27 protein-coding genes, 1 tRNA gene and 2 pseudogenes are annotated in these 25,196 nt (G+C 71.8%); 13 read left to right on the top strand and 17 right to left on the bottom strand.

Annotated elements, in window-relative coordinates:
- Nucleotides 1–18 precede the first annotated feature (18 nt).
- The 3 genes from ACQRWP_RS03525 (at nt 19) to ACQRWP_RS03515 (ending at nt 1,661) form a co-directional block, all read left to right on the top strand.
- Nucleotides 19–744: a WXG100 family type VII secretion target gene (locus ACQRWP_RS03525; protein ID WP_430500759.1), complete on the top strand. Its 726-nt coding sequence runs from the start codon at nt 19–21 to the stop codon at nt 742–744.
- Nucleotides 745–916: 172 nt separating this feature from the next.
- A complete protein-coding gene (locus ACQRWP_RS03520; RefSeq protein WP_430500758.1) occupies nt 917–1,381 on the top strand; it encodes an EndoU domain-containing protein in 465 nt (154 codons plus the stop codon).
- 22 nt (nt 1,382–1,403) lie between these two features.
- Entirely contained in the window at nt 1,404–1,661 is a 258-nt protein-coding gene (locus tag ACQRWP_RS03515; RefSeq protein ID WP_430503408.1) for a hypothetical protein, read from the top strand.
- A gap of 48 nt (nt 1,662–1,709) precedes the next feature.
- On the opposite strand, the pseudogene ACQRWP_RS03510 reads toward ACQRWP_RS03515, so the two are convergent.
- Nucleotides 1,710–1,823, bottom strand: a pseudogene (locus tag ACQRWP_RS03510) (IS3-like element IS1141 family transposase); the annotation flags it as partial.
- 70 nt (nt 1,824–1,893) lie between these two features.
- Here ACQRWP_RS03510 and ACQRWP_RS03505 point away from each other — a divergent pair.
- Nucleotides 1,894–2,046 (top strand): annotated as a pseudogene (locus ACQRWP_RS03505) (site-specific integrase); the annotation flags it as partial.
- 87 nt (nt 2,047–2,133) lie between these two features.
- On the opposite strand, the gene ACQRWP_RS03500 reads toward ACQRWP_RS03505, so the two are convergent.
- Nucleotides 2,134–2,205 (bottom strand) — tRNA-Val (locus ACQRWP_RS03500).
- 50 nt (nt 2,206–2,255) lie between these two features.
- Complete coding sequence (locus ACQRWP_RS03495) at nt 2,256–2,903, bottom strand: TIGR02611 family protein (protein WP_430500757.1); 648 nt, start codon at nt 2,901–2,903, stop codon at nt 2,256–2,258.
- 273 nt (nt 2,904–3,176) lie between these two features.
- Between ACQRWP_RS03495 and ACQRWP_RS03490 the strand changes: the two genes are divergently transcribed.
- Complete coding sequence (locus ACQRWP_RS03490; RefSeq protein WP_007457244.1) at nt 3,177–3,608, top strand: SsgA family sporulation/cell division regulator; 432 nt, start codon at nt 3,177–3,179, stop codon at nt 3,606–3,608.
- A gap of 113 nt (nt 3,609–3,721) precedes the next feature.
- Here the strand turns inward: ACQRWP_RS03490 and ACQRWP_RS03485 are convergent, their stop codons facing one another.
- The gene (locus ACQRWP_RS03485; protein ID WP_430500756.1) at nt 3,722–4,498 is read right to left on the bottom strand and encodes a glucose 1-dehydrogenase; all 777 of its coding nucleotides are present in this window, start codon (nt 4,496–4,498) and stop codon (nt 3,722–3,724) included.
- A gap of 202 nt (nt 4,499–4,700) precedes the next feature.
- Here ACQRWP_RS03485 and ACQRWP_RS03480 point away from each other — a divergent pair, with 202 nt between their 5' ends.
- Both ACQRWP_RS03480 and ACQRWP_RS03475 read left to right on the top strand, forming a co-directional pair.
- Entirely contained in the window at nt 4,701–5,693 is a 993-nt protein-coding gene (locus tag ACQRWP_RS03480; protein ID WP_430500755.1) for a helix-turn-helix transcriptional regulator, read from the top strand.
- 7 nt (nt 5,694–5,700) lie between these two features.
- Nucleotides 5,701–6,156 (top strand): RrF2 family transcriptional regulator, encoded by a 456-nt coding sequence (locus ACQRWP_RS03475; RefSeq protein WP_430500754.1) that lies wholly within the window; start codon nt 5,701–5,703, stop codon nt 6,154–6,156.
- Between the two features lie 12 nt (nt 6,157–6,168).
- Here the strand turns inward: ACQRWP_RS03475 and ACQRWP_RS03470 are convergent, their stop codons facing one another.
- From ACQRWP_RS03470 to ACQRWP_RS03440, 7 genes are all read right to left on the bottom strand, one after another.
- The gene (locus ACQRWP_RS03470; protein ID WP_430500753.1) at nt 6,169–6,783 is read right to left on the bottom strand and encodes a malonic semialdehyde reductase; all 615 of its coding nucleotides are present in this window, start codon (nt 6,781–6,783) and stop codon (nt 6,169–6,171) included.
- Nucleotides 6,784–6,853: 70 nt separating this feature from the next.
- The gene (locus tag ACQRWP_RS03465; RefSeq protein WP_430500752.1) at nt 6,854–7,414 is read right to left on the bottom strand and encodes a flavin reductase family protein; all 561 of its coding nucleotides are present in this window, start codon (nt 7,412–7,414) and stop codon (nt 6,854–6,856) included.
- The gene (locus tag ACQRWP_RS03460; RefSeq protein ID WP_430500751.1) at nt 7,411–8,745 is read right to left on the bottom strand and encodes an LLM class flavin-dependent oxidoreductase; all 1,335 of its coding nucleotides are present in this window, start codon (nt 8,743–8,745) and stop codon (nt 7,411–7,413) included. The genes ACQRWP_RS03465 and ACQRWP_RS03460 overlap by 4 nt, the downstream gene beginning before the upstream one ends.
- An 11-nt stretch (nt 8,746–8,756) precedes the next feature.
- The gene (locus tag ACQRWP_RS03455; protein WP_430500750.1) at nt 8,757–9,623 is read right to left on the bottom strand and encodes an ABC transporter permease; all 867 of its coding nucleotides are present in this window, start codon (nt 9,621–9,623) and stop codon (nt 8,757–8,759) included.
- On the bottom strand, nt 9,616–10,461 hold the full coding sequence (locus ACQRWP_RS03450; protein ID WP_430500749.1) for an ABC transporter ATP-binding protein: 846 nt from the start codon (nt 10,459–10,461) through the stop codon (nt 9,616–9,618). Before ACQRWP_RS03450 ends, ACQRWP_RS03455 begins: the two co-directional genes overlap by 8 nt.
- Complete coding sequence (locus tag ACQRWP_RS03445; protein WP_430500748.1) at nt 10,458–11,489, bottom strand: ABC transporter substrate-binding protein; 1,032 nt, start codon at nt 11,487–11,489, stop codon at nt 10,458–10,460. The genes ACQRWP_RS03450 and ACQRWP_RS03445 overlap by 4 nt, the downstream gene beginning before the upstream one ends.
- A gap of 131 nt (nt 11,490–11,620) precedes the next feature.
- Nucleotides 11,621–11,698 (bottom strand): putative leader peptide, encoded by a 78-nt coding sequence (locus ACQRWP_RS03440; RefSeq protein WP_349881247.1) that lies wholly within the window; start codon nt 11,696–11,698, stop codon nt 11,621–11,623.
- Nucleotides 11,699–11,946: 248 nt separating this feature from the next.
- Here ACQRWP_RS03440 and ACQRWP_RS03435 point away from each other — a divergent pair, with 248 nt between their 5' ends.
- Nucleotides 11,947–12,126 carry a DUF4236 domain-containing protein gene (locus ACQRWP_RS03435; RefSeq protein WP_030333600.1) on the top strand — a complete coding sequence of 60 codons (180 nt, stop codon included), beginning with the start codon at nt 11,947–11,949 and terminating at the stop codon, nt 12,124–12,126.
- Between the two features lie 70 nt (nt 12,127–12,196).
- Here the strand turns inward: ACQRWP_RS03435 and ACQRWP_RS03430 are convergent, their stop codons facing one another.
- Nucleotides 12,197–13,081: a hypothetical protein gene (locus ACQRWP_RS03430; protein WP_430500747.1), complete on the bottom strand. Its 885-nt coding sequence runs from the start codon at nt 13,079–13,081 to the stop codon at nt 12,197–12,199.
- Nucleotides 13,082–13,105: 24 nt separating this feature from the next.
- Complete coding sequence (locus ACQRWP_RS03425; protein WP_196921829.1) at nt 13,106–13,627, bottom strand: VOC family protein; 522 nt, start codon at nt 13,625–13,627, stop codon at nt 13,106–13,108.
- 49 nt (nt 13,628–13,676) lie between these two features.
- Between ACQRWP_RS03425 and ACQRWP_RS03420 the strand changes: the two genes are divergently transcribed.
- Entirely contained in the window at nt 13,677–14,138 is a 462-nt protein-coding gene (locus ACQRWP_RS03420; protein WP_430503400.1) for a MarR family winged helix-turn-helix transcriptional regulator, read from the top strand.
- Between the two features lie 57 nt (nt 14,139–14,195).
- Nucleotides 14,196–15,860: a tetratricopeptide repeat protein gene (locus ACQRWP_RS03415; protein ID WP_430500746.1), complete on the top strand. Its 1,665-nt coding sequence runs from the start codon at nt 14,196–14,198 to the stop codon at nt 15,858–15,860.
- A gap of 42 nt (nt 15,861–15,902) precedes the next feature.
- On the opposite strand, the gene ACQRWP_RS03410 is transcribed toward ACQRWP_RS03415, so the two are convergent.
- Together ACQRWP_RS03410 and ACQRWP_RS03405 are read right to left on the bottom strand one after the other, a co-directional pair.
- Nucleotides 15,903–17,273 carry an ATP-binding protein gene (locus ACQRWP_RS03410; RefSeq protein ID WP_430503399.1) on the bottom strand — a complete coding sequence of 457 codons (1,371 nt, stop codon included), beginning with the start codon at nt 17,271–17,273 and terminating at the stop codon, nt 15,903–15,905.
- Between the two features lie 74 nt (nt 17,274–17,347).
- Nucleotides 17,348–18,004 carry a response regulator transcription factor gene (locus ACQRWP_RS03405; RefSeq protein WP_124816037.1) on the bottom strand — a complete coding sequence of 219 codons (657 nt, stop codon included), beginning with the start codon at nt 18,002–18,004 and terminating at the stop codon, nt 17,348–17,350.
- Nucleotides 18,005–18,099: 95 nt separating this feature from the next.
- On the opposite strand from ACQRWP_RS03405, the gene ACQRWP_RS03400 reads away from it, so the two are divergent.
- The gene (locus tag ACQRWP_RS03400) at nt 18,100–19,227 is read left to right on the top strand and encodes a LolA family protein (protein WP_430500745.1); all 1,128 of its coding nucleotides are present in this window, start codon (nt 18,100–18,102) and stop codon (nt 19,225–19,227) included.
- A 68-nt stretch (nt 19,228–19,295) separates the two neighbouring features.
- On the opposite strand, the gene ACQRWP_RS03395 is transcribed toward ACQRWP_RS03400, so the two are convergent.
- Nucleotides 19,296–19,922 (bottom strand): SGNH/GDSL hydrolase family protein, encoded by a 627-nt coding sequence (locus ACQRWP_RS03395; protein WP_430500744.1) that lies wholly within the window; start codon nt 19,920–19,922, stop codon nt 19,296–19,298.
- 146 nt (nt 19,923–20,068) lie between these two features.
- On the opposite strand from ACQRWP_RS03395, the gene ACQRWP_RS03390 reads away from it, so the two are divergent.
- Nucleotides 20,069–22,387, top strand: a complete 2,319-nt coding sequence (locus tag ACQRWP_RS03390; protein WP_430500743.1) for a HelD family protein — start codon at nt 20,069–20,071, stop codon at nt 22,385–22,387.
- A gap of 97 nt (nt 22,388–22,484) precedes the next feature.
- On the opposite strand, the gene ACQRWP_RS03385 is transcribed toward ACQRWP_RS03390, so the two are convergent.
- Nucleotides 22,485–22,904, bottom strand: coding sequence for a hypothetical protein (locus tag ACQRWP_RS03385; protein ID WP_091402116.1), 420 nt, complete (start codon nt 22,902–22,904; stop codon nt 22,485–22,487).
- Nucleotides 22,905–23,095: 191 nt separating this feature from the next.
- Between ACQRWP_RS03385 and ACQRWP_RS03380 the strand changes: the two genes are divergently transcribed.
- Entirely contained in the window at nt 23,096–25,138 is a 2,043-nt protein-coding gene (locus ACQRWP_RS03380; protein WP_430500742.1) for a glycerophosphodiester phosphodiesterase family protein, read from the top strand.
- Nucleotides 25,139–25,196: the final 58 nt, after the last annotated feature.

Below are 25,196 nucleotides of genomic sequence, written 5' to 3'. Positions count from 1 at the left end.
CCGGCCCGGCGTCCTCTCATGAGCAACCCACTGGTCGCCACGACCTCCGACATCCCTTCGACCAGCGCCGCGCACCGCGACGGCTGGACCGGCCTGCCGCTCGCCGACGACTACATGGGCATCAAGGACGCCATCGACTCCGGCAGCTGGATCGACGGCTCAGTCGCGGGCTTGGGCGCCGCTCTCGACGGGGCGTCCATCGTCATCGACCCGTTCAGCACGCTCCTGTCGATGGGCATCGAGTGGGCCATCGAGCAGGTCGAGCCACTGAAGCAGGCACTCGACTGGCTGGCCGGCGACCCCGAGACCATCGAGACGCACGCCTTGACCTGGGACAACATGGCCAGTGAGTTGTTCTCCATCGCCGAGGACCTCAAGGCGCGGCTGGTCGGCGACCTCGACGGATGGCAGGGCGCGGCCGCCGACGCCTACCGCGACATCCTGACCATCAACATCGACGTCGCCGGGATCTTCGCGGGCACGGCCGCCGGCATGGGTGCCGCGACCCGTGGCGCGGGAATCCTGGTGCAGACGGTGCGGGAGGTCGTGCGCGCCTTCATCGCCGACTGCATCGCCAAGGTCGTGGTGTGGCTGGCCGAGGTGGTCTTCTCTCTCGGCTTCGCCACACCGCTTGTCGCCTCCCAGCTCGCGGTCGCCGTCGTCCGCTGGACCGGCCGCATCTTCGGCTGGCTGATGGGCCTGATCGCCAGCCTCTCCGCCCTCCGCGCACTTCTCGACGTCTAGGCGGCCCTCGATGCGACAACTCATGGCGGCTCTGCGGACGACCGTCGTCCTGGTGGTCCTGTTCGCTGTGGCGGGTCTCCACAAGCGGCCCCCAGGCCCCACCCCACCGCACGGCGGTGACGGCGATGGCCCCAAGCGTCCCAAGTTCAACCCCGCAATGATGCCCAAGCGCGTGGGACCAGCCCAGCAGCACGGCATCAAGCGCGCCGAGGAGGGCCGCCCGAAGGACGCCGACACATCCGAGCCCGAGGCGCCCAAGAGGACCAACCCCTGGGACGACCCCGAGTTCGCCGACGCCAGGTACGACATGGACCGCTTCGGTCAGATGGGCGACGGGGCGATGGACAAGATCTGGGACGGCGACGGCAAGGGCAATGGCGACCACAAGCCCTCGTCCACCGAGCCCGGCAAGACGGTCTTCCCGCCCGGCACCACCAGGGAGCAGGTCGAGGGCTGGTTCAAGAGCATCGCCGCCAACCCCGACAGCCGCCCTCAGGCGCGTCCCGGCGGCGACGGCTGGGTCGTCATCGGCACTCGGGACGGCATCACCTGCAAGGTTACCCTGGACAAGGACGGCAGCATCTCCGGCGGCCACCCCGTCAGCGGCGAGGGCGTCCGCACCAACCCGCTGCCCTAACCACCGCACCCACGGGAGACCCATGGAAGTCAACGATTACATCCGGCGCACCCTCCGGATCATCGACCAGCTCGCACCCACGATCAGCCCGAAGTACCTGCCGATCGTCCGGGACGCCGCCGGCGCCGGGGCCTGGGACCTGGCGATCACGACGCTCGTCGGCGCCGTGTGGGAGGAGGGCGTTGTGATCACCACGGCGGAGAAGGACGCGCTGCGGGAGCTCATGGAGTACCTCCAGGAGCCTCTGACGCGCGTGGAGCAGATCCGGACCTCGGACTGACGGCCGAAGCGTGGATCGGGCCCCTCGAACCCTGCACCGTGTCGACCAGCAGAAGGTTCGGGCCTGTTCGATGTTGTCGAAGCGGTCGGGGAAGCCGGGCCGGTACTTCAGTGTCTTGAAGTGCGCTTCGCTGTGCGGGTTGTCGTTGCTGGTGTGCGGCCGCGGGCAGCGGCGCCACGACGGCCGACCACCGTCAAGGCAGCCTTGACTGCCAACCGATCGCCTACGCCGGACTGCGCCCGCTGACCTCGACGTCCACCCCAGAGTCGCCATGCAGGTGCTGAGGCACGCCCACTTCGCCGTGACGATGGAGATCTATACCCAGGTATCCAACAAGGCGACCAGAGACGCCCTCCAACGCCTTGGCGATTCACTGGGCCAATGACGCCGTTGCTGTACTTAGCTGCTGCACGACAGCAGAAAGGCCACCTCCCGAAATCGGGAAGCGGCCTCTGACCTGCGGAACTGAGAGTGGGCGATGCTGGTATCGAACCAGCGACCTCTTCGGTGTGAACGAAGCGCTCTCCCACTGAGCTAATCGCCCTCAGCGCCACTGACTCTACCCGATCGTGGAACCGGACCGGAAATCCGGGGTCAGTGGGTCGCGAGGTAGTGCATTGCCTCGGCCACCACGTCGATGCCGAGGCTGTACTTGAGGGACAGCCAGACCACCGTGGCCACGAAGACCAGACCGACGGACCCGAGCACGATTCGCACCAGAAGCGACTGTCTGGTTACCCAGCGTGTCCATCCGTGGACGTGGCGGCGGGTGAAGCCGAGCAGCCGTCGCGCCCAGTGGTATTCGACGGCCCAGATACCCAGACCGGCGATGACCAGCAGCCAGCCCGGCCCGGGGAGCGGGATGAGGGCGATGCCGATGGTCACCACCAGCGCCCCGGCGATCGCGACGAAGATCTTGAGTGCGATCCGGCCGGTGGGGTTGGCGCGGATGAGCTCGAGGGTCAGCGAGATCCGCTCGCGCCAGCGGGGCCGACGCGGCGGGTCCTGCACGGCAACTCCGCCGCCACCACCAACACCGGTGTCGCCATCGCCACCAGCACCGGTGCCGCCACCACTACCGGCGCCATCGCCGCCGGGACGACCGGCGTCGGACGCCGGCCGACCGGCCCGTTCGGGCTGCTCCATCGGCACTCCGTACCCTCGCTTTTCGGCTGCTCGGACCGCGACTTTCGGCGGGCCGGGCGCCGCCGCCGGATCCACTGAGGATTGCTTCGTCACCATTTCACCCCCCAGTGTCGCTCGGGCCCGTCACTGCAACGGCCGACTGGACGTTACCGGAGTAAGTCGACGACTGAGCCACCCGATACCGGGCGGGATCACGCACTGGGCAGAACCGGAAATTCTACATGAATGATCACATTCACGCGGCCTTTCCGTCCCCCTTCCCACCACTGGGTGAAGTCAGCGTATGGCGGAGCGTAGCCAGGAGTAGCACCTGAGTATGGGAAAAGCGGGACACGCGCGTTCCGCAGCGGTGCCGGGGGGAGAACGTCCATGAGTGTCATCCGACCGACGACCGTAGAGGTCGAGACGTCGCTAAGGCTCGTCGCACCTGACGCCACCGCCTTGCCGGTGCGTGCCAGTCTGCGTTACGACCCTGCTGACCCGTATGCGGTCCATGTCCTGTTCCATGCCGAATCGGCAGGGGGCGAGGCGGTGAGTTGGTCGTTCGCTCGCGAACTTCTGGTCACCGGCCTGGATGAGCCGGCCGGCATCGGGGATGTGCGGGTCTGGCCCTGGGCCACACCGCGCGGCGACTTCGTCGCGCTGGCCCTCTCGTCACCGGACGGCAACGCCCTCTTCGAGGTGCCGCGCAGCGTCCTGGTGCGTTTCCTTCGACGGACCTACGTCGTCGTCCCGCGCGGCCGTGAGGCCGAGCACCTGGACGTCGACACGGCGGTGAACCGGCTGCTCGCCGGTCGCTGACCGCCCGAACCTGCAACACCGGCCATACCGGGGCCGCGCGGATCTGCCGAGTCCGCGTGGCCCCGGCACACACCCAGGGGTACGCGGACAGCCCGCCCCGGGTCGGCCGGTGCTCAGCCGTGCGTGGTGATGCCGCCGTCGACGGGAATGACAGCCCCGGTGAGGTATGCGCCGGCCCGCGACGAGAGGTAGATGGCAGTGCCGGCCATGTCGTCGGGGCGCCCGATGCGGCCCAGCGGCACCTGCTGCTCGATGGCGGCCCTGCTCGCCGGGTCGTCGAGCGCGAACGCCATCATCTTGCTCTCGAACGGGCCGGGCGCGATCGCGTTGACGGTGATCTGCTCACCGGCGAGTTGGTGGGCGAGGCTGCGGGTGAGCATGTGCACGGCCGCCTTGGTCGCCGAGTACGCGTACACCTCCATCATCGGCACCCGGATGCCGTCGATCGACCCGATGTTGATCACGCGGGCCGGGTCGTCGGCGCTGGCGGCGGCGCGCAGCGCCGGCAGCAGCGCGGTGGTGAGCCGGAAGACGGCCTTGACGTTGACCGCCCAGAGCTTGTCGAACGCGGCCTCGGGGTAGTCCTCCAGCGGTGCGCCCCAGGTCGCGCCGGCGTTGTTGACCAGCACGTCGAGGCGGTCGAAGCGCTCGCGCACGGCGGCGGCCAGCGTCTCGGCGCCGGCGTCGTCGCTGAGGTCGGCGGGGATGGCCTCGCAGCGGCCCTCGGCGGAGAGGGTGGTGGCGACCGCCTCGCACACGTCCGCCTTGCGCGACGAGATGATCACGTGTGCGCCGGCCCGGACGAAGCCCTGGGCGATCATCAGCCCGATCCCCCGCGAGCCGCCGGTGACCAGGACCGTCTTACCTTCGACCGAAAACAGCTGCGTCATGCCCATCCCATCGCGAGTCGGCGGGGGCCGCCGGCCGGTCGGGTGGCCGGCGGATGCCGGGTGGACCGTGGACCGACGGCGCTACCGCCGGGTAACGTAGCCCGGCCGCCGGGACCGGGACAAGCCCGTGGCGCGCCGCGGATTCCGCTACGAACGTCGATCGGGATGCGGTGACCTGCGGTTCGGGCTACCGTCGCAGGCGATGGTCTCCACCGATCCCTCCCCCGCGCCATCGATCGGAACGGCGTCTCCCGTCACCGACGAGATAGCCACGTTCGCGCTGGCTGATCTTGCTGGTGACCCGGGCTGGCGTCGTCCGGTGATCGTCGAGCGGGAGCTGTTGATTCTCACCACGCGTGGGCACGGCGACGCGGAACTCGACTTTCATCTGCTGCCGTGCCGGCCCGGCACGCTGCTGCGGGTCCGCCCCGGTCAGGTGCTGCGCTGCGCCGGGCCCCAGTTCGACGCCACGGTTGTCGCCTGGGATCCCGAGGCGCTGCGCGGCTTCGACGTCGACCTGACCACGACCGCGACCTGGCGGCAGCTAGCCGGTGAGGACGAGGACGCGGTGATCAGCGAGGTGAGCCAGTTGGCGGTGGACTGTCGGCGGCACCCGGACGGCCCCACCGCCCGCGCGCTGCTCCGGCACCAACTGGCCGTGCTGCTGCTGCGACTGGCCGTGGCCCACGCCGACCGGTCGCCGTCCCGGCCCGAGGACGAGACGTTCCACAGGTTCCGCCACGAGGTGGAGCACGGCTACCCGCACACCCGGCGGGTGGAGGACTACGCGGTCGAGCTCGGCTGCTCGGTGCGCACCCTGACCCGGGCCTGCCTGGCCGTCACCGGTCGCAGCGCCAAACAGGTCATCGACGAACGGGTCGCCTTGCAGGCCGGCCGGCTACTGGCCGCGACGGATCAGCCGATCGCCCAGATCGGCCGGCGCCTCGGCTTCTCCGAACCCACGAACTTCGGCCGCTTCTTCACCCGCGAGGTCGGGGTCAGCCCCGGCGCGTTCCGGGCCGCCCGAGACCTTCCGGCGGCCGGCCGGGTGGTCCGACCTCGACCGCCGGCCGAGTCGACGGGCGCCAACAGCGGCCGGTTCCGCCCCAGCACCCCCGGCGAACCCACCAACGGCGGGCACGCCGCGAGACCCGGGCCGCCCGCCGGAGGGCCGGGCGCCACCGGGCGGGCATGATGGCACTGTGCAGATCTCCGCGCGCGGCGACTACGCGGTACGGGCGGCGTTGAGCCTCGCCACCGCGTACCCCTCGCTGCTGTCCACCCAGGCCATCGCCGCGGAGCAGGACATGCCCCGCAAGTTCCTGGAGGCGGTCCTGGCGGATCTGCGCCGGGGCGGCATCGTCCGCGCTCAACGCGGCGCCGAGGGCGGCTACACGCTGGCCCGCCCACCACGTGAGGTGACCGTCGGCGCGGTGCTGCGCGCCGTCGAGGGCCCGCTGGCCGGGGTACGCGGGCTGCGCCCCGAGGAGACCCGGTACGAGGGCTCGGCGGAGAACCTGCCCGGCCTGTGGGTGGCGGTCCGCGCCGCCGTGCGGCGGGTCGTCGACGAGGTGAGCCTCGCCGAGATCGTCAGCGGTCGACTGCCCGCGCACGTCCGCAAGCTCACCGCGCTGCCCGACGCGTGGGAGCCCCGCTGACACTGGGCCTGCTCACAGCGTCCACACCACCTCCTCGGTGCCGAGTCGGGGCAGCCGCTGCTCCGCCCAGGCGTCCGGGCCGGGGTGCCCCAGGTTGAGCAGCAGCAGCGCCTCGTGCCGCCCCCCGGGGAAGAACTCGCGGGTCACCCCGGCCGCGTTGAACCCGGCCATCGGGCCGGCGGCCAGCCCGGCAGCGCGTACGCCCACCAGCAGGTAACCGATCTGGAGGGTCGCGCTGAAGCGGGCCTGCTCGGCGCGGGCTGGACGTTCGCTCAGCCAGTCGCGGGCCTGCGGCCGGTGCGGGTACAGCTCCGGCAGCCGCTCGTGGAAGTCCACGTCGGCGGCGAGCACCGCCACCAGTGGCGCGCTGACCGTCTTCGCCCGGTTGCTCGACGAGACGTACGGCAGGAGCCGCGCCCGCGCCGCCGCCGAGCGGAGCAGCAGCACCCGCAGCGGCTGACCGTTGTACGCGGTCGGCCCGTACCGGATCAGGTCGTGGATCGCCGCGACCTGGGCGTCGGTGACCGTCTCGTCGGTGAACGTGTTGGCCGTGCGGGCCGCCCGGAACAGCAGGTCCTGGGCGGCTCGGTCCAACGCGAGCAGGTCGGCAGTGGTCGGTGCTGTCACGTCGGCACTCCGCTTCGCTGCGTGCCGCCGCGACGTGCCACGTGCCCGATGGTTCGTTCGCTGCGCTCGCTCACGGCGAAACGGCGGTCGTGTAGCCGCCCCGGTGGTGCACCAGCGGTGCGCCGTCGCCGCCGTCGCCGAGCGCCAGCGGCTCGGCGATCACCAGCGTGTGGTCGCCGGCGGGGACCCGGTGCACCACCTGGCAGAGCAGCCGGGCCAGCACCCCGTCGAGCAGCGGCACCCCGAACGGTCCGGACGTCCAGTCCGGGTACGCGGCGAACCGGTCGATGCCGCTGGTCGCGAAGACCGTGGCGGCCTCCCGCTGCCCGGCGTTCAGCAGGTGCACGGCGACGTGCTCGGCGCGGGCGAGCACCGGCCAGCTCGACGACGCCACCCCGAGGCAGAACGAGACCAGCGGTGGGTCCAGCGACACCGACGTGAACGAGGTAGCGGTGAAGCCCGCCCGGATGGGCGCACCGATCCCACCCAGGCAGGCGGGGTCGGTGGCGCGGGCGACAGCGGTGACCACTGTGACGCTGCTGGCCTGCCGCCGCAGCAGTGCGCGGAACAGGTCCGCGTTCACCGGTCGCAGCTCGGCGATGTCCGCCGAGGGGCGCTCCACGGTGGTCACGCCGGCACCAGGGCCGACGCCGCGTACGCGCTGGCCGGTCGGGGCAGGCCGTAGTGCTCGCGCAGCGTCCGACCGGTGTACTCGGTGCGGAACAGCCCACGGGAGCGCAGCACCGGCACCACGTGGTCGACGAAGTCGGCGAGCCCGCCGGGCAGGTGCGGCGGCATGATGTTGAACCCGTCGGCGGCGCCCTGGGTGAACCACAGCTCGATCTGGTCGGCGACCTGCTCCGGCGTACCGGCGACGACCCGGTGACCCCGGCCGCCGCCGAGCCGGCCGATCAGTTGGCGGATGGTGAGCTGTTCCCGGCGGGCCAGCTCGGTGACGAGCTGGTAGCGGCTCTGATGGGCCTGCACGGTGCCGGCGGCCGGCAGCTCCGGCAGCGGCCCGTCCAGCGGCAGGCCGGTCAGGTCGATGCCGAGCATCCCGGAGAGCTGGGCCAGGGCGTAGTCGGGGACGATCAGCTCCTCCAGCTCGGCGGCGAGCGCCTGCGCCTCGGCCTCGGTGCCGCCGAGCACCGGCGCGATGCCGGGCAGGACCTTCACCAGGTCCGGGTCCCGGCCGGCGGCGGTGACCTGCCGGCGCAGCTCGGCGTAGAAGCTCTGCCCGTCGGCGAGGGTCTGCTGCGCGGTGAAGACCGCCTCGGCGTAGCGGGCGGCGAAGGCGATCCCGTCCGGCGACGAGCCGGCCTGCACCAGCAGCGGTCGGCCCTGCGGCCCCCGGGGGATGTTCAGCGGGCCACGGACCTGGAACTCCGGCCCGCGGTGCGCCACCTCGTGCACCCGGTCGGTGTCGGCGAACACCCCGGCCGTGGTGTCGAAGACCAGCGCGTCGTCCTCCCAGCTGTCCCAGAGCTTGATCGCCACGTCGACGAACTCGGCGGCCCGCCGGTACCGGTCGGCGTGTTCGGGGTGGCTGTCCCGGTTGAAGTTGACCGCCTCCCGCTCCTGGGCGGAGGTGACGATGTTCCAGCCGGCCCGGCCGCCGCTGAGGTGGTCCAGCGAGGCGAACTTGCGGGCGACGTGGAACGGCTCGTTGTAGGTGGTGGAGACCGTCGCGATGAGACCGATGTGTTCGGTCACCGCGGCGAGCGACGCCAGCAGGGTCAGCGGCTCGAAGACGGCCTGGATGTTGTGTCGGGGGTTCGGCCCGACCGAGAGACCGTCGGCGAGGAAGAGCGAGTCGAGGGTGCCGCGTTCGGCGATCCGGGCCAACTCCTGGAAGTGCCGTACGTCGGTGACCCGACGCGGGTCGGTGCGGGGGTGCCGCCAGGCGGCCTCGTGGTGGCCGACGCCCATCAGGAACGCGTTGAGGTGCAGGGTGCGGGTCATTGGTGTCCGTCCTATCCGGCAGAGACGTCGACGCGCCAGGTGGAGAAGCGACGTTCGAGGGCGACGAGAAGCTGGTTGACGACCAGGCCGATGGCGGAGATCGTGATGATCCCGGAGTACATGTCGGCGATCGCGAAGTTGTACTGCGCGTAGTTGATGAGGTAACCCAGCCCAGCCTTCGCGCCGACCATCTCGGCCGCGACCAGCACCAGGATCGAGTACGCCCCGGCCAGCCGGACGCCGGTGAAGATGGTCGGCACCGCCGCCGGCAGGATCACCTTCTGGAACAGCCGCAGGTGGTTGAGCCCCATCGAGCGGGCCGACCGGATCAGCAGCGGGTCGACGCCCTTCACCCCGGCGATGGTGTTCAGCAGGATCGGCCAGGAGCACGCGTACAGCACCAGGGCGATCTTGGAGGTCTCCCCCAGGCCGAGGATGAGCACGAACACCGGCAGCAGGGCCAGCGCGGCGGTGTTGCGGAACACCTCCAGCAGTGGGCTGAGCAGCTCGGCGAGCGGCCGGTACCAGCCGATCAGCAACCCGAGCGGGATGGCGGTGAGCACCGCCAGGCCGAGCCCGGCCAACGACCGGGTGAGGCTCGCGCCCACGTGCTCGGCGAGCTGCCCGCTGCGCAGCAACTCCCACCAGGCCACCAGCACCTCCGACAGCGGCGGCAGGAAGACCCGGTCCACCAGCCCGAGCCGGGGTGCGCCCTCCCAGATCGCGGCCAGCGCGGCGATGGCGACGGTGCGGTGCAGCACCTTCGCGCCGATGCCGAGCAGCCGACCGGCGCGACTGGGAACGGCACTGTCGGCAGACAGGGCGGGCGCTGTGGGTGGGCCGGAGAGTCGGGTGGGACGTTCGGCGATGTCAACCAACGCGGGCCTCCTCGGTGTGGCGGACGCCGGCGCCCTCGGCCGCCTGGGCGGCCCGCACCTCGTCGCGCAGCAGGGTCCAGATCTCGTGGCGGTGGTGGCGGAACGCGTCGGTGGAGCGGACGTCCTCGACCGCGTCCCGGTCGCCGAGGTCGATGTCGATGACCTGCTTGAGCCGCCCGGGCCGGGACGTCAGCACCGCCACCCGCTGACCCAGGTAGACGGCCTCGTCGATGCCGTGGGTGATGACAACGATGGTCTTGCCGGTACGGGCCCAGATCCGCACCAGCTCGTCCTGCAACGAGTCGCGGGTCTGCGCGTCCAGGGCGGCGAACGGCTCGTCCATCAGCAGCACGTCCGGGTCGTACGCGAGGCTGCGGGCGATGGCCACCCGCTGCTTCATCCCGCCGGACAGCTCGTGCGGGTAGCGGTCGGCGAACCCGCGCAGGCCCACCAGGTCGAGGTGGTGCTCGATCAGGGCGGCGCGCTCGGCGCGGGGCACCCCCTTCGCCTCCAGACCGAACGCGACGTTGCCGGCCGCGGTGCGCCAGGGCAGCAGCGCGTACTGCTGGAAGACGATGCCCCGGTCCAGGCCGGGACCGGTGACGGGCCGACCGTCGACGAGCACCCGCCCCGCGGTCGGCTCAGTGAGCCCGCCGAGCAGGTCGAGCAGCGTGGACTTGCCGCAACCGCTGGGGCCGACGACGACCAGGAACTCGCCGGGGCGTACCCCGAGGGTGACCTCGTCCAGCGCGGTCACCGCGCCGGCGCCGCCACGCCGGCTGGCGCGGACCGGGAAGGTCTTGCTCACCCGATCAAAGAGGATCTTGTCGGTGCTCACGCGTTCCCCCCGTCCACGAAGGGGTTGAACCGGTTGGTGTAGACGTCGCCGGGCTTCGGACGGTCGCCCTTGAGCTCACCCTCGCCGGCGAGCCAGTCGATCCAGGTGCCGAACTCCTGCTCGTCGATCACCCCGCCGCGGCCGGCGACGCCACTGCTCTTCCAGTACGCGACAAGCGACGGGTCCTCGTTGCGACCGCGCTTGCCGATGATGTCCCGCATCCGGGCGACCACTGTCTCCCGGGGTTGGGTGCGGGCCCACTCGATGACCTTGCCGACGCCGGTGACGAACGCCTTGACGGTCTCCGGGTTGCGCTTGATGAAGTCGTCGCGGAAGACGTAGGTGCCGCCGCTGAAGGCCCCGAGCAGCTCGTAGTCGGTGAAGATGGTGCGGATGCCGCCGCTGGCGACCGCCTTGTCGCGGATCACCCCGCCGAGCACCGCGACGTCGATCTGCCGCTGCCGCAGCGACTGCTCGGTGTTGACCGGCGGCAGGGCTACCAACTCGACCTGCTTGATCTCGGCGGGGGTGAGACCGCCGCGGGCGAGCCAGGTCTTGAGTACGGCCTCGGCGTGCGCGCCGAGGGTGTTCATGCCGACCTTCTTACCGATCAGGTCGCGAGGACTGCGGATCGAGCTGTCGTCGAGCACGTAGTAGCCCTGGAACGTCTGCGCGTCCGAGCCGTAGTAGCTGACCACTGCGGTGATCGGGGCGTTGGCGGCGGCGAGCTTGACGATGGCGCCGTTGAACGCGCCGCCGAAGTCGCTCTGCCCGGTGGCGGTGGCCTGGATGTCCTGCGGACCGCCTGTGACGTTGCCGATCCACTTGAGCTTGACGTCGCCGAGGTAGCCGAGGTCGGCGGCGAGTTCGGGGAGGGTGACCTGGCCGACCGAGCCCTGGTAGCGCAACTCGCTGGCCTGGGCGCCGCCGGCTGCCGCGTCACCGCCGCAGCCGGCGGTGGCGGTGAGCACGACCAGCGCGGCAACGGCGGCGAGCGTACGCAGAATGGCACGACGGGGTGGGGACATGAGGAGTCTCCTGATCTGTCCACGATGGGAGTGGGGACGCCCGGATGAGGGCGTGCGGGCACGCTGCTCCGCGTTGAGCGGGCGGGCGGTGAGAGTGCGGCGCTGGAGCCGAGCCGGATGGACCGGTCAGCTCAACAGAGCGCGCTCGCGTGCCGGACCAGGTCGACGTGCACACGAGCGGTGAGGAGAAGCTCATCCCGCTGCGACATGACCCCATGCTGCCCGGGATCGGAACGAGCGGTCAACGGCCTTCCAGAAGATGAGACTTCTATCGCTGCCGATGTTACGAAGCGCCCCGACCGGCGTTTACCGTGCCGCAACACCTATCTGTTGAATAGAGATTGTGATGCCCGGTGGGCGACCGTCCAGGGCGGACAGCGAGAGGGTTTCAAAAGTTGTCGGTTCGGGCATGTTCGATCTCGACACGGCAGGGAACGGTGACGAGGGGAGACCTCCGATGGGCCTCATGTTTCGCAAGCGCAAGAAGTACGGACCGATCATCCTGAACTTCACCGAGAACGGCTTCTCCTCGTGGAGCATCAAGATCGGTCGCTGGTCCTGGAACTCCAAGGCCCGTGCGCACCGGGTCGACCTGCCGGGTCCGCTCTCCTGGAAGCAGGACAAGTCCCGGTCGTAAGCATCCCGGGAGTCGAGCGGGGTGCCGGTGATTCACCGGCACCCCGCTCGGCGTCTGCGGGGTGGGGCGCTCAGCGGGCCAGGGTGATGATCTCGTCGCCGGCCAGCCGCCCGGAATCGCGATCGCGTCGCACGGTGCCGGCCTCGATAAGGTCGACGAGCGCCTGGTTGGCGTCGGCGGCCCGATAGACGGTCGCGGTGAGGGTGTGCCGACGCAGCTCGGTCACCGGCCGTGGCCCACCCGCTCGCAACTCGGCCAGCAACTCGTGGGCCAGCGGTTCGAGGTCGGGATCGCCGACCACGTCGACCGTCGTGCCGGTCGGGTCGAGCGGGTCGCGGTAGCGCACGTCGAGGTCCGCGCCGACCGCCCAGAGCGCGTCACGGACCGCCTCCAGGCTCCGGTCGGAGCGGCTGCCGAACGCGACCACCCCGGCGTCCTCACCGCCGGAGAGCACCGGTGCCACCTCGGCGACCAGGGGGAAGCCGGCGGAGACGAGCACGTCTCGGGCACTGTCGCCGGTGTGCAGCAGCAGCTCTCCGGTCCGGCCGTTGGTCGCGGCGCTGAGCAGCTTCGGCGTCACCGCGCCGGGCAGGTCCACGAAGGAGAACAGCGGCGCGCCGGCCGCCCCGGCGGCCTTCACCGCGACCGGCAGCCGGTACGGCTCGCCGGGCAGCAGGTGCACCGTGACCTCGGCGGGCAGCTCCGCCTCGATCGGGCCGAGTCGGGCCGGCAGGTCGGCGGCGGCGTCGGCCAGCACCAGCACCGTCACCTGCCGGCCGCGGACCTGGTCGCCGTGCGTGGCGACCAGGCGCAGCGCGGCCTCCGCGCTGCCCGCGTCGGCGCCAGCGAGGGCTATGGTGGCCCGCCGAGAGCGGTGCAGGGCCGCGGGCAGCCAGGTCGTCAACTGGCGGACCAGCAGCTCGCGGAGGAAATCAGTGGTCCGGTCGGTCGGCATCGGTCCGTTCTACCGTACGGGCGGTCAGGCCGGGACGGAGATCCCCACCCCGCCCCGGGTCTGCCCGCCGTAACGCTGCCGCTCGGCGTCCAGGTCGAGCCGACCGATCTGCTTGCGGGCGGCCAGCGCGGTGTCGTCGAGCAGGTCGGCCGGGATGAGCCAGACCACCTCGAACTCCAGGCCGTCCGGGTCCTTGCCGTAGAGGCTCTTGGTCGTGCCGTGGTCGGAGGTGCCGACCAGCGCGCCCGCCGCGACGAGCCGCTCGGCGGTGGCGGCCAACTCGTCGAGCGTGTCCACCTCCCAGGCGAGGTGGTAGAGGCCGACGGTGGACCGACCTGCTGTCGACCGACCGGCGCCCGCGCCGACCTCGAAGAGGCCGAGGTCGTGGTCGTTGGTGGAGTCGGGGGCCTGGAGGAAGGTGGCGCCCCGGAAGCCGTCCGGGGTCATCGCCACCGGGCGGAAGCCCAGCACGTCGCTGTAGAACGCGACGCTGCGGGCGAGGTCACTGACGTAGAGGACCGCGTGGTTGAGCCGGTGGATACCCATGACCCGAGGCTAACGCGGTTTAGTTGAACATTCAACCATCGGGAGTATGATGGCGGTCATGACCCGCTGGTTGGACCCCGACGAGCAGCGCACGTGGCGCGCGTACCTCACCGCCTCCCGGGTGCTGATGGACACTCTCGACCGCGAGCTGCAACGCGAAGCGGGCATGCCGCACGCGTACTACGAAATCCTGGTCCAGCTCTCCGAGGCCCCCGGTCGTCAACTGCGGATGAGCCAGTTGGCCCAGGCCGCGGGGTCGTCGCGCAGCCGGCTCTCGCACGCCGTGGCCCGGCTGGAGGCCGCCGGCTGGGTGCGCCGCGAGGACTGCCCCACCGACCGGCGCGGGCAGATCGCGCTGCTCACCGACGAGGGTTTCGCCACCCTCGCGGCCGCCGCACCCGGCCACGTCGAGGGGGTACGCCGACACCTGTTCGACGCGTTGAGCCCCGCCCAGGTCGACCAGCTACGCCGGATCAGTGAGACCCTGGCCGAGCACCTGACCGGATCCTGACCAATCGACACCGGCGCGGGTCTTGTACTTACCGTCGTCGGATGAGCACGATGGGGCGTGTCTTCCGGCTTCGGTGAACTGACTGATCAGGCGCACCACCTCGTGTCCTCCGGCGATCTGGCCGGCGCACAGCAACTGCTGTCCGACGCGCTCACCGACGCCGACCCCCACCCGGCCAACGCCACCCCCGAGCTGGCCGAGGCGGCCAGCCTCCAGGCGCGGGTCCTGATCGCCCTCGGTGAGCCGCACTCGGCCCGAGGGTGGGCCGCCTTCGCGTACGCGGCCACCACCCGCCTGCACGGCCGCGCCGACCCGCGCACGGTGGCTGCGGCGGCGACCCTGGCCGCGGTGCTGCACCGGGTCGGCAGCCACTCTCGGGCGGCGCGGCTCTACCAGGAAGTCATCATCGAGCTGACCGCGCAGGACGGCCCGGAGTCGCTGCGGGTGCTCGCCGCGCACGCCGACCTTGCCACCGTCGAGTACGCGCGCGGCCAGTGCACGGTGGCCCGCGACCGCCTCCAGGACGCCTGGGAGCTGCACCGCGAGGTGTACGGCGACGGGCACCCCAGCGGCATCAAGATGCTGGCGCGGCTCGGGGCGATGCAGCGCGACTGCGGGCAGTTCGCCGAGGCACACGACAACCTGGCGCTCGCCCGTGAGCTGTGCCGGCAGCACCTGCCCGCCGACGACCCGCTGACCACCCAGGTGGCGGCCCTGGCCCGGGCGGCGGCCAATCCCGACCACGCCTGCGCGGACAACCCACCCACGGCTCGCGATACGCCCGTCGTGCCGGCCGCCCGCGTCCCACCGCACGGCGACGGGCCGGCCGAATCCGGCTACCACCCGCCGGCAGCCGCTACCCCCCACGCCGGGGCGGTGCCGAACCCCCGGCTGCCCTCCGACGAAGCGGTCGGATCGACGGGCAGCAGATGGTCGACCGAAGCGGTCGACGAGCCCTCACCCCACCCCACCGACCCTCCGGTGCCCCCGTCGGTGGTCGGGCTGGCCGGTGGCACGGAGGAGCAGCCCGGGGTGTACCGGCTGCACCGACCCGCCGACCCGTACGCGTCGCCCGACCCGCGCCAACCGTCCGACCCGTACGCCCGGCCGGATGCGCACACTTCGTCCGACCCGTACGCGCGGCCGGACCCGTACGCCCGCCCGGACCCGTACGCGCAGGTCGAGCCGTACACGCCGTCGCGGCTGCTGCCGGTGCCCGTGCACCGCGCGCCGCCGGAGCAGCGCAACCGGCTGGTGCCGGTGCTGGTGGCCGGCGTGGTCGTGGTGCTCCTCGGCGCGGCAGCGGTGATCGCCGGGGTGGCCCGGGTCGACGGCGACGACGAGCCGACCCCGCCACCGGCCAGCGCCTCCCCCACCGCCGGCGCGCCGGCCAGCACCGCGCCCGCCCCGGGCGGCACGGCACCCACGTCGGCTGCCGCCGCGGCGCCGCCCGGGACCCCACCCAGCGCGGTGACCCTGCGCGACACCCGGGACAGCATCGCGCTGAACTGGACCTACCCGGCTGGCGGCGAGGGCCCGGTGGTCATCGCGGGCGGCCGCACCGGCCAGGCCCACAACATCTTCGCGACGCTGCCCGCCGGCACCACCAGCTTCGTCATCTACGCGCTCAACCGCACCAACGACTTCTGCTTCACCGTCGCCGTCGCCTGGTCCACCGACACCGTGGCCCGTTCCAAGCAGGTCTGCACCCGCCGCCGCTGACCGGCCAGCCACTACCCGACAGCCACGCCCCGTCAGCGACCGCTACCTCTGGCCGTCCTCGGCCGGCAACGCTGGCAGCAACAGGCACACCCGCAGTCCTCGCTGCGCCGGCGCGTCGGTCAAGGTGATGCTGCCGCCCGCGCGTCGGACCAACTCCCGGACGATGGCCAGCCCCAGGCCGGCGCCCCCGTCGTCGCGGGCCCGTCCGTCATCCAGCCGGGTGAACCGGTCGAAGACCCGCTCCCGATCCGCCATCGCGATCCCCGGGCCGTCGTCGGTCACCGTCACCAGGTGGTACGCCCCGACGCCGGGCCCGACCGTCGAGCCCGCCGTCGACGTCGCCTCCGCCGAGAGCACGACACTGCCGTGCGCGTGCCGTACCGCGTTGTCGACCAGGTTGGCCAGCACGCGACGCAACTCCTCGACGGTGCCGATCGTCCAGAGCGGGCCCGTCGGCGGCGTCACCCGCACCGGCGGCGACGGGTAGCGGGCGGCGACCTCGGTCAGCAACGCGCTGAGCTCAACCGGGCCGGTCCCCCGGGCCGCCGGGGTCTCGTCCAGGCGGGCCAACAGCAGGAGATCGTCGACCAGGCGGCTCAATCGGTCGGTGTCGGCGAGGAGGTTGGCGGTCACCGCCGTCCAGTCCGTGCGGTCGGCGAGGCGCTGGGCCACCTCCAGCTCCGTCCGGATGTTGGTCAACGGGCTGCGCAGCTCGTGCGCGGCGTCGGAGACGAAGGCCCGCTGCCGGACGCGGGCGGACTCCAGCCGGCCCAGCATGCCGTTGAGGGTGACCGCCAGGCGGTGGATCTCGTCGGCCGACGCCGGCACCGGCAGCCGGCCGGCGCCGGCCCTGCCAGTGATCTCCTCGGCGCCTCGACGTAGCGCCTCGACCGGCCGCAGGGTCGCGCCCACCACCCGCCACGCCACCCCGGCCAGCACGGCCACCAGCAGCGGGAACGCCACCAGCAGGATGGTCCGGACCACATGGGTGCTGTGCCGCACGTCGGCCATCGAGCGGGCGACCAGCACGGTGAGGGGGTCGGCCGCAGTGCCGGCGGGTACGGCGACCACCCGGACCGGGCCGACGAGCCCGACCCGCTCGGCCGGCACCTCAAGCCGCTGCCGACCGTCGCGGCTCAGTCGCTCCGGGCGGACCATCGGCACCAGGCGGTCGGCGTCGATCGAAGCCGCCCGGATCCGTCCCTGCCCGTCGACGACCTGCACGCGGACCTGCCCGCCGGCCACCGGCAGCGGGTCGGGCAGCGCGTCCTCGGCGGCGAGCAGGGCGACCGCGTCAGCGGTGCGGAACGCCTCGGTGTCGACAGTGCGCTGGAGCACGAAGCCGAGCGCGCCGAGCAGCACCACCCCGCCCAGGGCCAGCCCGATGGTGAGACCGACCACACCGATCGCCATGAGCCGCCCGCGCAGCCCCAGGACCGGCATTCGCCCGGGCCTGGCCCGACGGGTGGGTGCCGGGCCGTCGGCGGTCACGTCGCCAGCCGGTAGCCGGCGCCCCGGACCGTCTCCAGCCGATCCCGGCCGAGCTTGCGGCGCAGGTAGCCGACGTACACCTCGACGGCGTTCGGCGCGGTCTCCAGGCTCGCGTCCCAGACGTGGTCCAACAACTCGATCTTGGAGATGACCTGGCCCGGCCGGCGCATCAGGTAGTCCAGCAGCGCGAACTCCCGCGCGGTCAGCGCCACCTCGGCGTCCGCCCGGGTCACCCGCCGGCGGGCCGGGTCCAGCCGCAGGTCACCGACCGCCAGCACGGTCGGGCGCTCCGGCGCGCCCCGACGCAGCAGCGCCCGCAGCCGGGCCAGCAGCACCACGTACGAGAAGGGTTTGGTCAGGTAGTCGTCGGCGCCGCAGTCGAGGCCGTCGGCCTGGTCGTACTCGCCGTCCTTGGCGGAGAGCATCAGCACCGGCAACCAGTGCTGCTCCGCGCGCAGCCGCCGGACCAGCTCGTACCCGGAGAGGCCGGGCAGCATCACGTCGAGGATCATCGCGTCGTACCCGCCGTGCCGGGCCGCGTCCAGGCCCGCCGGGCCGGTTGCCGCCACGTCCACCGCGAACCCCTCCGCCTGGAGACCGCGTTGCAGGGCAGCCGCCAACCGGGCCTCGTCCTCCACCACCAGCACCCGCACAGCTCAAGGGTGCCACCCGGGTCAATCGGCGCGGTTCGGTGTCCTCAGCACGTTCACAGCACGGACGAGGCAAGATGGCCGCAGGAGGTGCCACCATGTCCGTTCTGAGAAGCCGTCCCGTCCTACGTTGGCTGGTCCCGGCCACCGCGGCCGTCGCCGTCATCGGCGGCGGCGCGGCGATCGGCACGTTCGCCGCCGAGGCAGAGCCGAGCCTGCCGCCCCGAACCGCCGCTCAGCTCCTGGTCGACCTGCAGACATCCCGGCTGGAGGGGTTGTCCGGGACCCTGGTGCAACGCGCCGACCTCGGCCTGCCGCCCCTCGTCGGGCTGGTTCCCGGCAACGAGCTGACCACCCTGCTGACCGGCACCCACACCCTGCGGGTCTGGTATTCCGGGCCGGACCAGCAGCGGGTCGCGCTGGTGGACACCCTGGGCGAGCAGGACATCATCCGCAACGGCCGGGACCTGTGGACGTGGCAGAGCCGCAGCAACACCGCCACCCACCGCACGCTGGGCGGCGACGCCGGGGCCTGGAAGCCCGCCCCCGATTCGGCAGCGAGCCTGCCGGCCACCCCGCAGCAGGCCGCCGACCTGGCGTTGGGCGCGATCGACCCGAGCACTGAGGTCAGCGTCGGCCGGTCGGCCACCGTCGCCGGCCGGGACGCGTACGAGTTGGTGCTCCAGCCGCGCGACCAGGACTCCCTGGTGCACCAACTGCGGATCGCCATCGACGCCAAGCAGCACGTGCCGCTGCGCTTCGAGGTGCTCGCGAAGGGCAGCGACCGGCCTGCGTTCGAGGTGGCCTTCACCCAGGTCGACTACCGCCGCCCGGACGCCGACCAGTTCCGCTTCAACCCGCCGCCCGGCGTGACGGTCAACGAGGAGAAGGCCGAGCGCCCGACGGGCAAGCCCGGTCACGTCGAGCCGGCGGGTGACCCGCAGGTCCGCGCGGTGGGCGACGGCTGGACGACAGTGCTGGTCGGCCGCCTCGACGGGGCCGATGCCGGCCGGAAGCCCGCCACGAAGCCGGCAGCTCCCCCGGCCGGCGCCGGACCGGACATGGACATGTCGAAGCTGCTCGGCGGGCTGCCGGCGGTCAGTGGTGACTGGGGCAGCGGTCGGCTCCTCACCAGCAAACTGTTCAGCGTGCTACTCACCGACGACGGCCGGGTGCTCGCCGGAGCGGTGACGCCGGAGCGGCTCTACCAGGCCGCGCGCGGCTGATCTCCACGGTGTTCGCGCCGGGTCGACCTGACGGTCGGCCCGGCGCTTCGCTGTGGGTCAGGCCGAGGTCAGGAGACGCCGAGAGCGCTGAGGTACGCGTCGGCGAGGACCGCGTGGCCGGGCAGGTACGGGTGGACCCGGTCATCGGCCCAACGCGTCGCCGGACTCACCGCCAACACCCGGTCGAAGGCCGCCTGGTTGGGCACGTGCACCGCGTCGAACTCAGTGGCCAGCCCTGCCATGACCGCCGCGTACCGGTCGGTGTCGGCGCGTTGCGGGACGCTCCGGTCAGCCTCGATGAAGAACGGGTCACCGAGGATCAGTCGGCAGCCGGTGGCGGCGACCGCCCGACGGAGCAGGTCACGCAGGGTGCGCTCGTACTCCTCGATGCCGACGGCCTCATCCGGCCGGTCACCGTAGTGCCGCCAGATGTCGTTGATGCCGATCAGCACCGCGAGCCAGTCGGGGCGCTCGGCGATGGCGTCGTCGTCCCAGCGGGCGGCCAGGTCCCGCACCGTGTCGCCGCCCACACCCCGGTTGACCCACTCCAGCTCCAACTCGGGGTGCCGCGCGCCGACCAGGGCGCGCACGAGGCTCACATATCCGCTGCCGTAGGGCGCGGCGACGTCGCGTCGACCACAATCGGTGATGCTGTCCCCGATGAAGACCACCCGTTGCCCGGTCCGCAGGATCATCCGCCGCCACCTCGCGATCACCGGCGCGCCGGACCGCCTGGCTTGGTGAGAACCGGCGGAACGCGCTATCTTCAACAGTTCGAAGGCACAAAAAAGAACGGCTAAAAGCCGTTCCTGCAAAGGATTCTAATCTTTAGGGAGACGGCTTGTCAAGGCACTCCGGCGGTTCCGGCGAATTGCCGCTCGACGACGAGATCGGTCGCGAGCAGGAGTACGTCTCGATGCTCTACAACCGGCTGGACCAGCTGCGTGAGCAGGCCACCCACCGGCTCACCGCCGAGCTGCACAACACCGGCGGCACCCTCCAGGACCGCTCGCAGCGCGACAGCTCGGTAGCGATGTACGCCGATCAGGTCGAACAGTTCTCCGCCGTGGAGAACGGGCTCTGCTTCGGCCGGCTCGACGGCCACGACGACTCCCGCCGCTACATCGGCCGGATCGGCATCTTCGACACCAGTGGCGACTACGACCCGCTGCTGATGGACTGGCGGGCACCCGCCGCCCGCCCGTTCTACCTCGCCACCGCCGCCAACCCGCAGGGCGTACGCCGTCGCCGGCACCTGCGTACCCGGCAGCGCAAGGTGACCGGGCTCAACGACGAGGTGCTCGACATCGACACCGCCTCCCCCGGCGCCCACGAGGAGCTGACCGGTGAGGCGTCGCTGCTCGCCGCGCTCAACGCGGGCCGTACCGGCCGGATGCGCGACATCGTCGAGACCATCCAGGCCGAACAGGACGAGATCATCCGCGCGGAGCTTCCGGGCGTGATGGTGGTCCAGGGCGGCCCCGGCACCGGCAAGACCGCTGTCGCGCTGCACCGGGCGGCGTACCTGCTCTACACGCACCGCCGGGAACTCTCCAGCCGTGGCGTGCTGCTGGTCGGCCCGAACGCGACCTTCCTGCGCTACATCTCCCAGGTGCTGCCGACGCTGGCTGAGACCGGCGTGCTGCTGCGTACCCAGGGTGATCTCTTTCCCGGGGTGAGCGCCCAACGGACCGAGCCGGCCGAGACCGCGGCGTTGAAGGGCCGAGCGGTGCTGGCCGAGGTGTTGGCGCTGGCCGTACGGGACCGGCAGTGGGTGCCGGACGAGCCGCTGGAGATCGAGGTCGAGCGGGAGACGCTGACCCTCGACCCGGAGATCGTGCGGGCTGCCCGGGACCGGGTCCGCCGCGTCGACCGACCGCACAACCTGGCCCGCGCGTTGTTCGACGTGGAGATCGTGCACGCGCTCGCCGACCAGGTGGCCGAACGCATCGGCGCCGACCCGCTCGGCGGGGACAACCTCCTCGACGAGGCGGACCGGGCCGAGATCCGCCGCGAGCTGCGCGAGGAGACGGAGATCCAGGCCGCCCTCGACCGGCTGTGGCCGGTGCTCACCCCGCAGCGGCTGCTCGCCGACCTGTACGCCGACCCGGACCGGATCATCGCCGCCGCGCCGATGCTCAGCGAGGACGAGCGGGCGCTGCTGCGCCGCGAGCCCGGTGGCTGGACGCCGGCCGACGTCCCGCTGCTGGACGAGGCCGCCGAACTGCTCGGCGAGGACGAACGCGCCGCCGCCGCCCGGCGGGACCGCATCCGCATGATGGAACGGGAGTACGCCGAGGGCGTGCTGGAGATCGCCCGCGGTTCCCGCTCGATCGACGTCGAGGACGAGGCCGAGGGCGGTGAAATCCTCGGCGTGACCGACCTGATCGACGCGGATCGGCTGCTGGAGCGGCAGGAGGAGGCCGACCGGCTGACCACCGCGCAGCGGGCCGCCGCCGACCGCACCTGGGCGTTCGGCCACGTCATCGTGGACGAGGCGCAGGAGCTTTCGCCAATGGCCTGGCGACTGCTGATGCGCCGCTGCCCGAGCCGGTCGATGACGATCGTCGGGGATGTGGCGCAGACCGGCGCGCTCAGCGGCACGCCCTCCTGGGCCGACGCCCTCGCCCCGTACGTCGAGCAGCGGTGGCGGCTCACCGAGCTGACGGTCAGCTACCGCACCCCCGCCGAGATCATGGCGGTCGCCGCCGACGTACTGGCCGAGATCGACCCGGCGCTGCAGCCGCCGCGCTCGGTGCGAGAGAGCGGCGTACCCCCGTGGGACCGGACGGTGCCCGACGGGCGGTTGGCGGCGGAGTTGGTCGCCGAGGCCACCCGGGAGGCGGCCGGGCTGACCGAGGGCCGGCTCGGGGTGCTCGTGCCGGCCGGCCGGGTGGGCGAGTTGGGCGCGGCGGTGACCGCCGCCCTGCCCGAGGCCGCCGTCGGCGAGCATCCGGAGCTGGAGAGCCGGGTGGTGGTGTTGACCGTCGCGCAGGCCAAGGGGTTGGAGTTCGACTCGGTGCTGGTGGTCGACCCGGACCGGATGGTGGCCGAGTCCCCCCGCGGACGCAGCGACCTCTACGTAGCCCTGACCCGCGCCACCCAACGCCTAGGCGTCCTCCGCCCCACCTCCACCCCCACCCTTACCCCCACCCGATGAGTCGATCATGAGGTTGACGTGGCCTGTGATCTCTGACAGCCACGTCAACCTCATGATCACGCCGCCAGGGGGCGGGTGGGTGGGTGGGTGGGTGGGGTTAGTCGTTGGATTTGTCCCTGATGGACTTCGCCGGGCCCGTTGCGGAGGTGGACTGGTCGCTGGTGCCACCGCCCATCGGGGTGCTCAGGCCGCCGGTGGTGGCATCGCCGGTGGTGGTCGGCGCGACCTTGCCCGGGTGTCGCTCCGGCTGTCGGGCCACCCGGCGTACGCTCGCCGGCCCGGCGGTGCCACCGGTGGTGGTCACCGCACCCTGCCCGCCGACGGGGCCACCGTCGCGCAGCACCTGAGGGTCGATCCGTTCCTTCGCCGGATCGAACGGGTCATCCCGCTGGATCTGACTCTCCACATCGGTGCGGGGCACAGTCACCTCGTCGAGGGCGCCCTTGCCGTACACGCCGCCGGCGATCCGATCCTCGGCCTCGCGGGCGGCATCCTGCCGCATGTCGTCCTCACGCACGTCCATCACCTCGCAGAAGCTGTGGAACTGACTGCGTGCCCGGCCACCGGCCGACCAAACCCGGCGTGACCGGGAGGTCGTCCACGGCGGTTCACCGTCACGCCGCCCGCTGGCCGCCTGCCCGCAGCCCGAGATGTCCATGCTGTCCCGCGACCGGTGGGAGATGCCCGCCGGCAGGAGGGGATGACAGCGTGCGCACAGTACGCCGTACCGCCGTCGCGGCCCTGGTGGCCGCGACGGTGACGACCGGGCTCGCGGTGCCCGCCCAGGCGAAGCCACGACCGGACCGGACATTCGACGTGCAGGCCCACCGGGGTGGCCTCGGCCTGCGGGTGGAGAACACCCTCGCCTCCTTCGGCAACGCCCTCCAGCTCGGGGTGAGCACCCTCGAACTGGACGTGCAGATCACCGAGGACGGCCAGGCCGTCGTCACCCACGACCGCAAGGTGACCGGCACCAAGTGCGTCGACACCACCCCGGTGACGCCCGGCGACCCGGAGTTCCCGTACGTCGGGAAGTACATCAACACGCTCAGCCTGGCCCAGGTGCGCTCGCTGGACTGCGGCTCCAAGACGCTGTCGGACAAGCCCGGCCAGCTCGCCGTCCCCGGTGCCCGGATGCCGCTGCTGCGTGAGGTCTTCGCGCTGGTCAACCGCTACCGGGCGAAGGACGTGAAGCTCAACGTCGAGACCAAGGTCGAGGCCGGCGCGCCGACCGAGACCGCCCCTCGTGAGCAGTTCGTCCGGGTCACCGCGGGCGAGATCCGCGCCGCCGGGCTGCTCAAGCAGGTCACCATCCAGAGCTTCGACTGGGGCGCGCTGATGCGCATGCGTCAGGTCGAGCCGAAGCTGCCGCTGGTCGCCCTGACCAACTACGACTTCCTCCAGACCGGTCAGCCGGGTGCCTCACCGTGGCTGGGCGGGCTGGACATCGATGACTTCGGCGGCGACCCGATCAAGGCGATCCGCAGCTTCGGCGCCAGCGCCTTCTCGCCGGTGCACGGGTCCCCGCAGAACGGCACGGTCACCGACCCGGGCTACAAGCCGTACGTCACGAAGGAGATGGTCGCCCAGGCGCACCGCTACGGGATCAAGGTGATCCCGTGGACGGTCGACGACGTGCCGACCATGACCAAGCTCATCGACGACGGGGTGGACGGCCTCATCACCGACTACCCGGACCGGTTGCGGGGCCTGCTGGCGCAGCGCGGTTACCAACTGCCGAAGGCGTACACCGCGCCGTTCGACATCCAGGCACACCGGGGCGGTCGGGCCACCCGGCCGGAGAACACCCTGCCGGCGTTCGCGAACGCGCTGTCCAACCGGGCCATCTCCACCCTGGAACTGGACACCAACGTGACCGCCGACGGCAAGCTCGTGGTGCTGCACGATCGCACCGTCAACGGGTCCCACTGCGTCGACACCGCCCCGGTGCGCCCGGGCGACCGGAAGTTCCCGTACGTGGGGAAGCCGGTGCACGAGTTGACCCTGGCGCAGCTCAAGACCGTGGACTGCGGCACGAAGACGCTGCCCGAGCTGCCCGCCCAGGTGCCCGCGCCCGGTGCCCGGATCCCGACCCTGGACGAGGTATTCGCCCTGGTGAAGGCGAGTGGCCGCACCGACATCGGAATGAACATCGAGACGAAGATCAGCCCGGTGGTGAACGACACCGAGCCGTACCGCAGCTTCACCCGCAAGCTCGTCGACGCGATCCAGCGAGCCGGCTTCACCAGCCGGGCCACCATCCAGTCCTTCGACTGGCGCACCATCACGTACGCCCGGCAGCTCGACCGGCGGATCGGCACTGTCGGCCTGGTCTGGCAGTACGGTCCGGCCGAGTGCGCGACCCTCGCCGACGAGTGCTCGCTGGAGGCGGTCTACGGCAACCCGTCGGTGAAGAGCCCGTGGACCGGCGGACTGGACTGGTGGAAGTACCAGGACCTCGGCAAGCTGACCCGGGCCGCGGGCGCTGGCACGGTCTCGGCCAACTGGCAGGTGCACGACCCGAAGCAGGGCACTGTCGCCTCGACCGACTGGTACCTGCGGGAGAACCCGGCATACTTCCACGGACCGGACGTTCAGACCCTGCAAACGCGCTACGACCTGAAGGTGATCCCGTACACCGTCGATGACGCAACGGTGATGCAGCGGGTCATCGACCTCGGCGTCGACGGCATCATCACCGACGACCCGGGCCTTCTGGTGAGCGTGGCGATCCGCAACGGCCTGCGCTGACCCGTCGACCACCCGATCGCCGGCCGGATTTTTCCGGCCGGCGATCGGTGTTACCTGC

The organism is Micromonospora trifolii (assembly GCF_050516465.1).
In the GTDB taxonomy this organism is placed as follows: domain Bacteria; phylum Actinomycetota; class Actinomycetes; order Mycobacteriales; family Micromonosporaceae; genus Micromonospora; species Micromonospora trifolii.
Note: the sequence above shows the minus strand (reverse complement) of the source record. Positions and strands in the feature narration are given on the sequence as shown.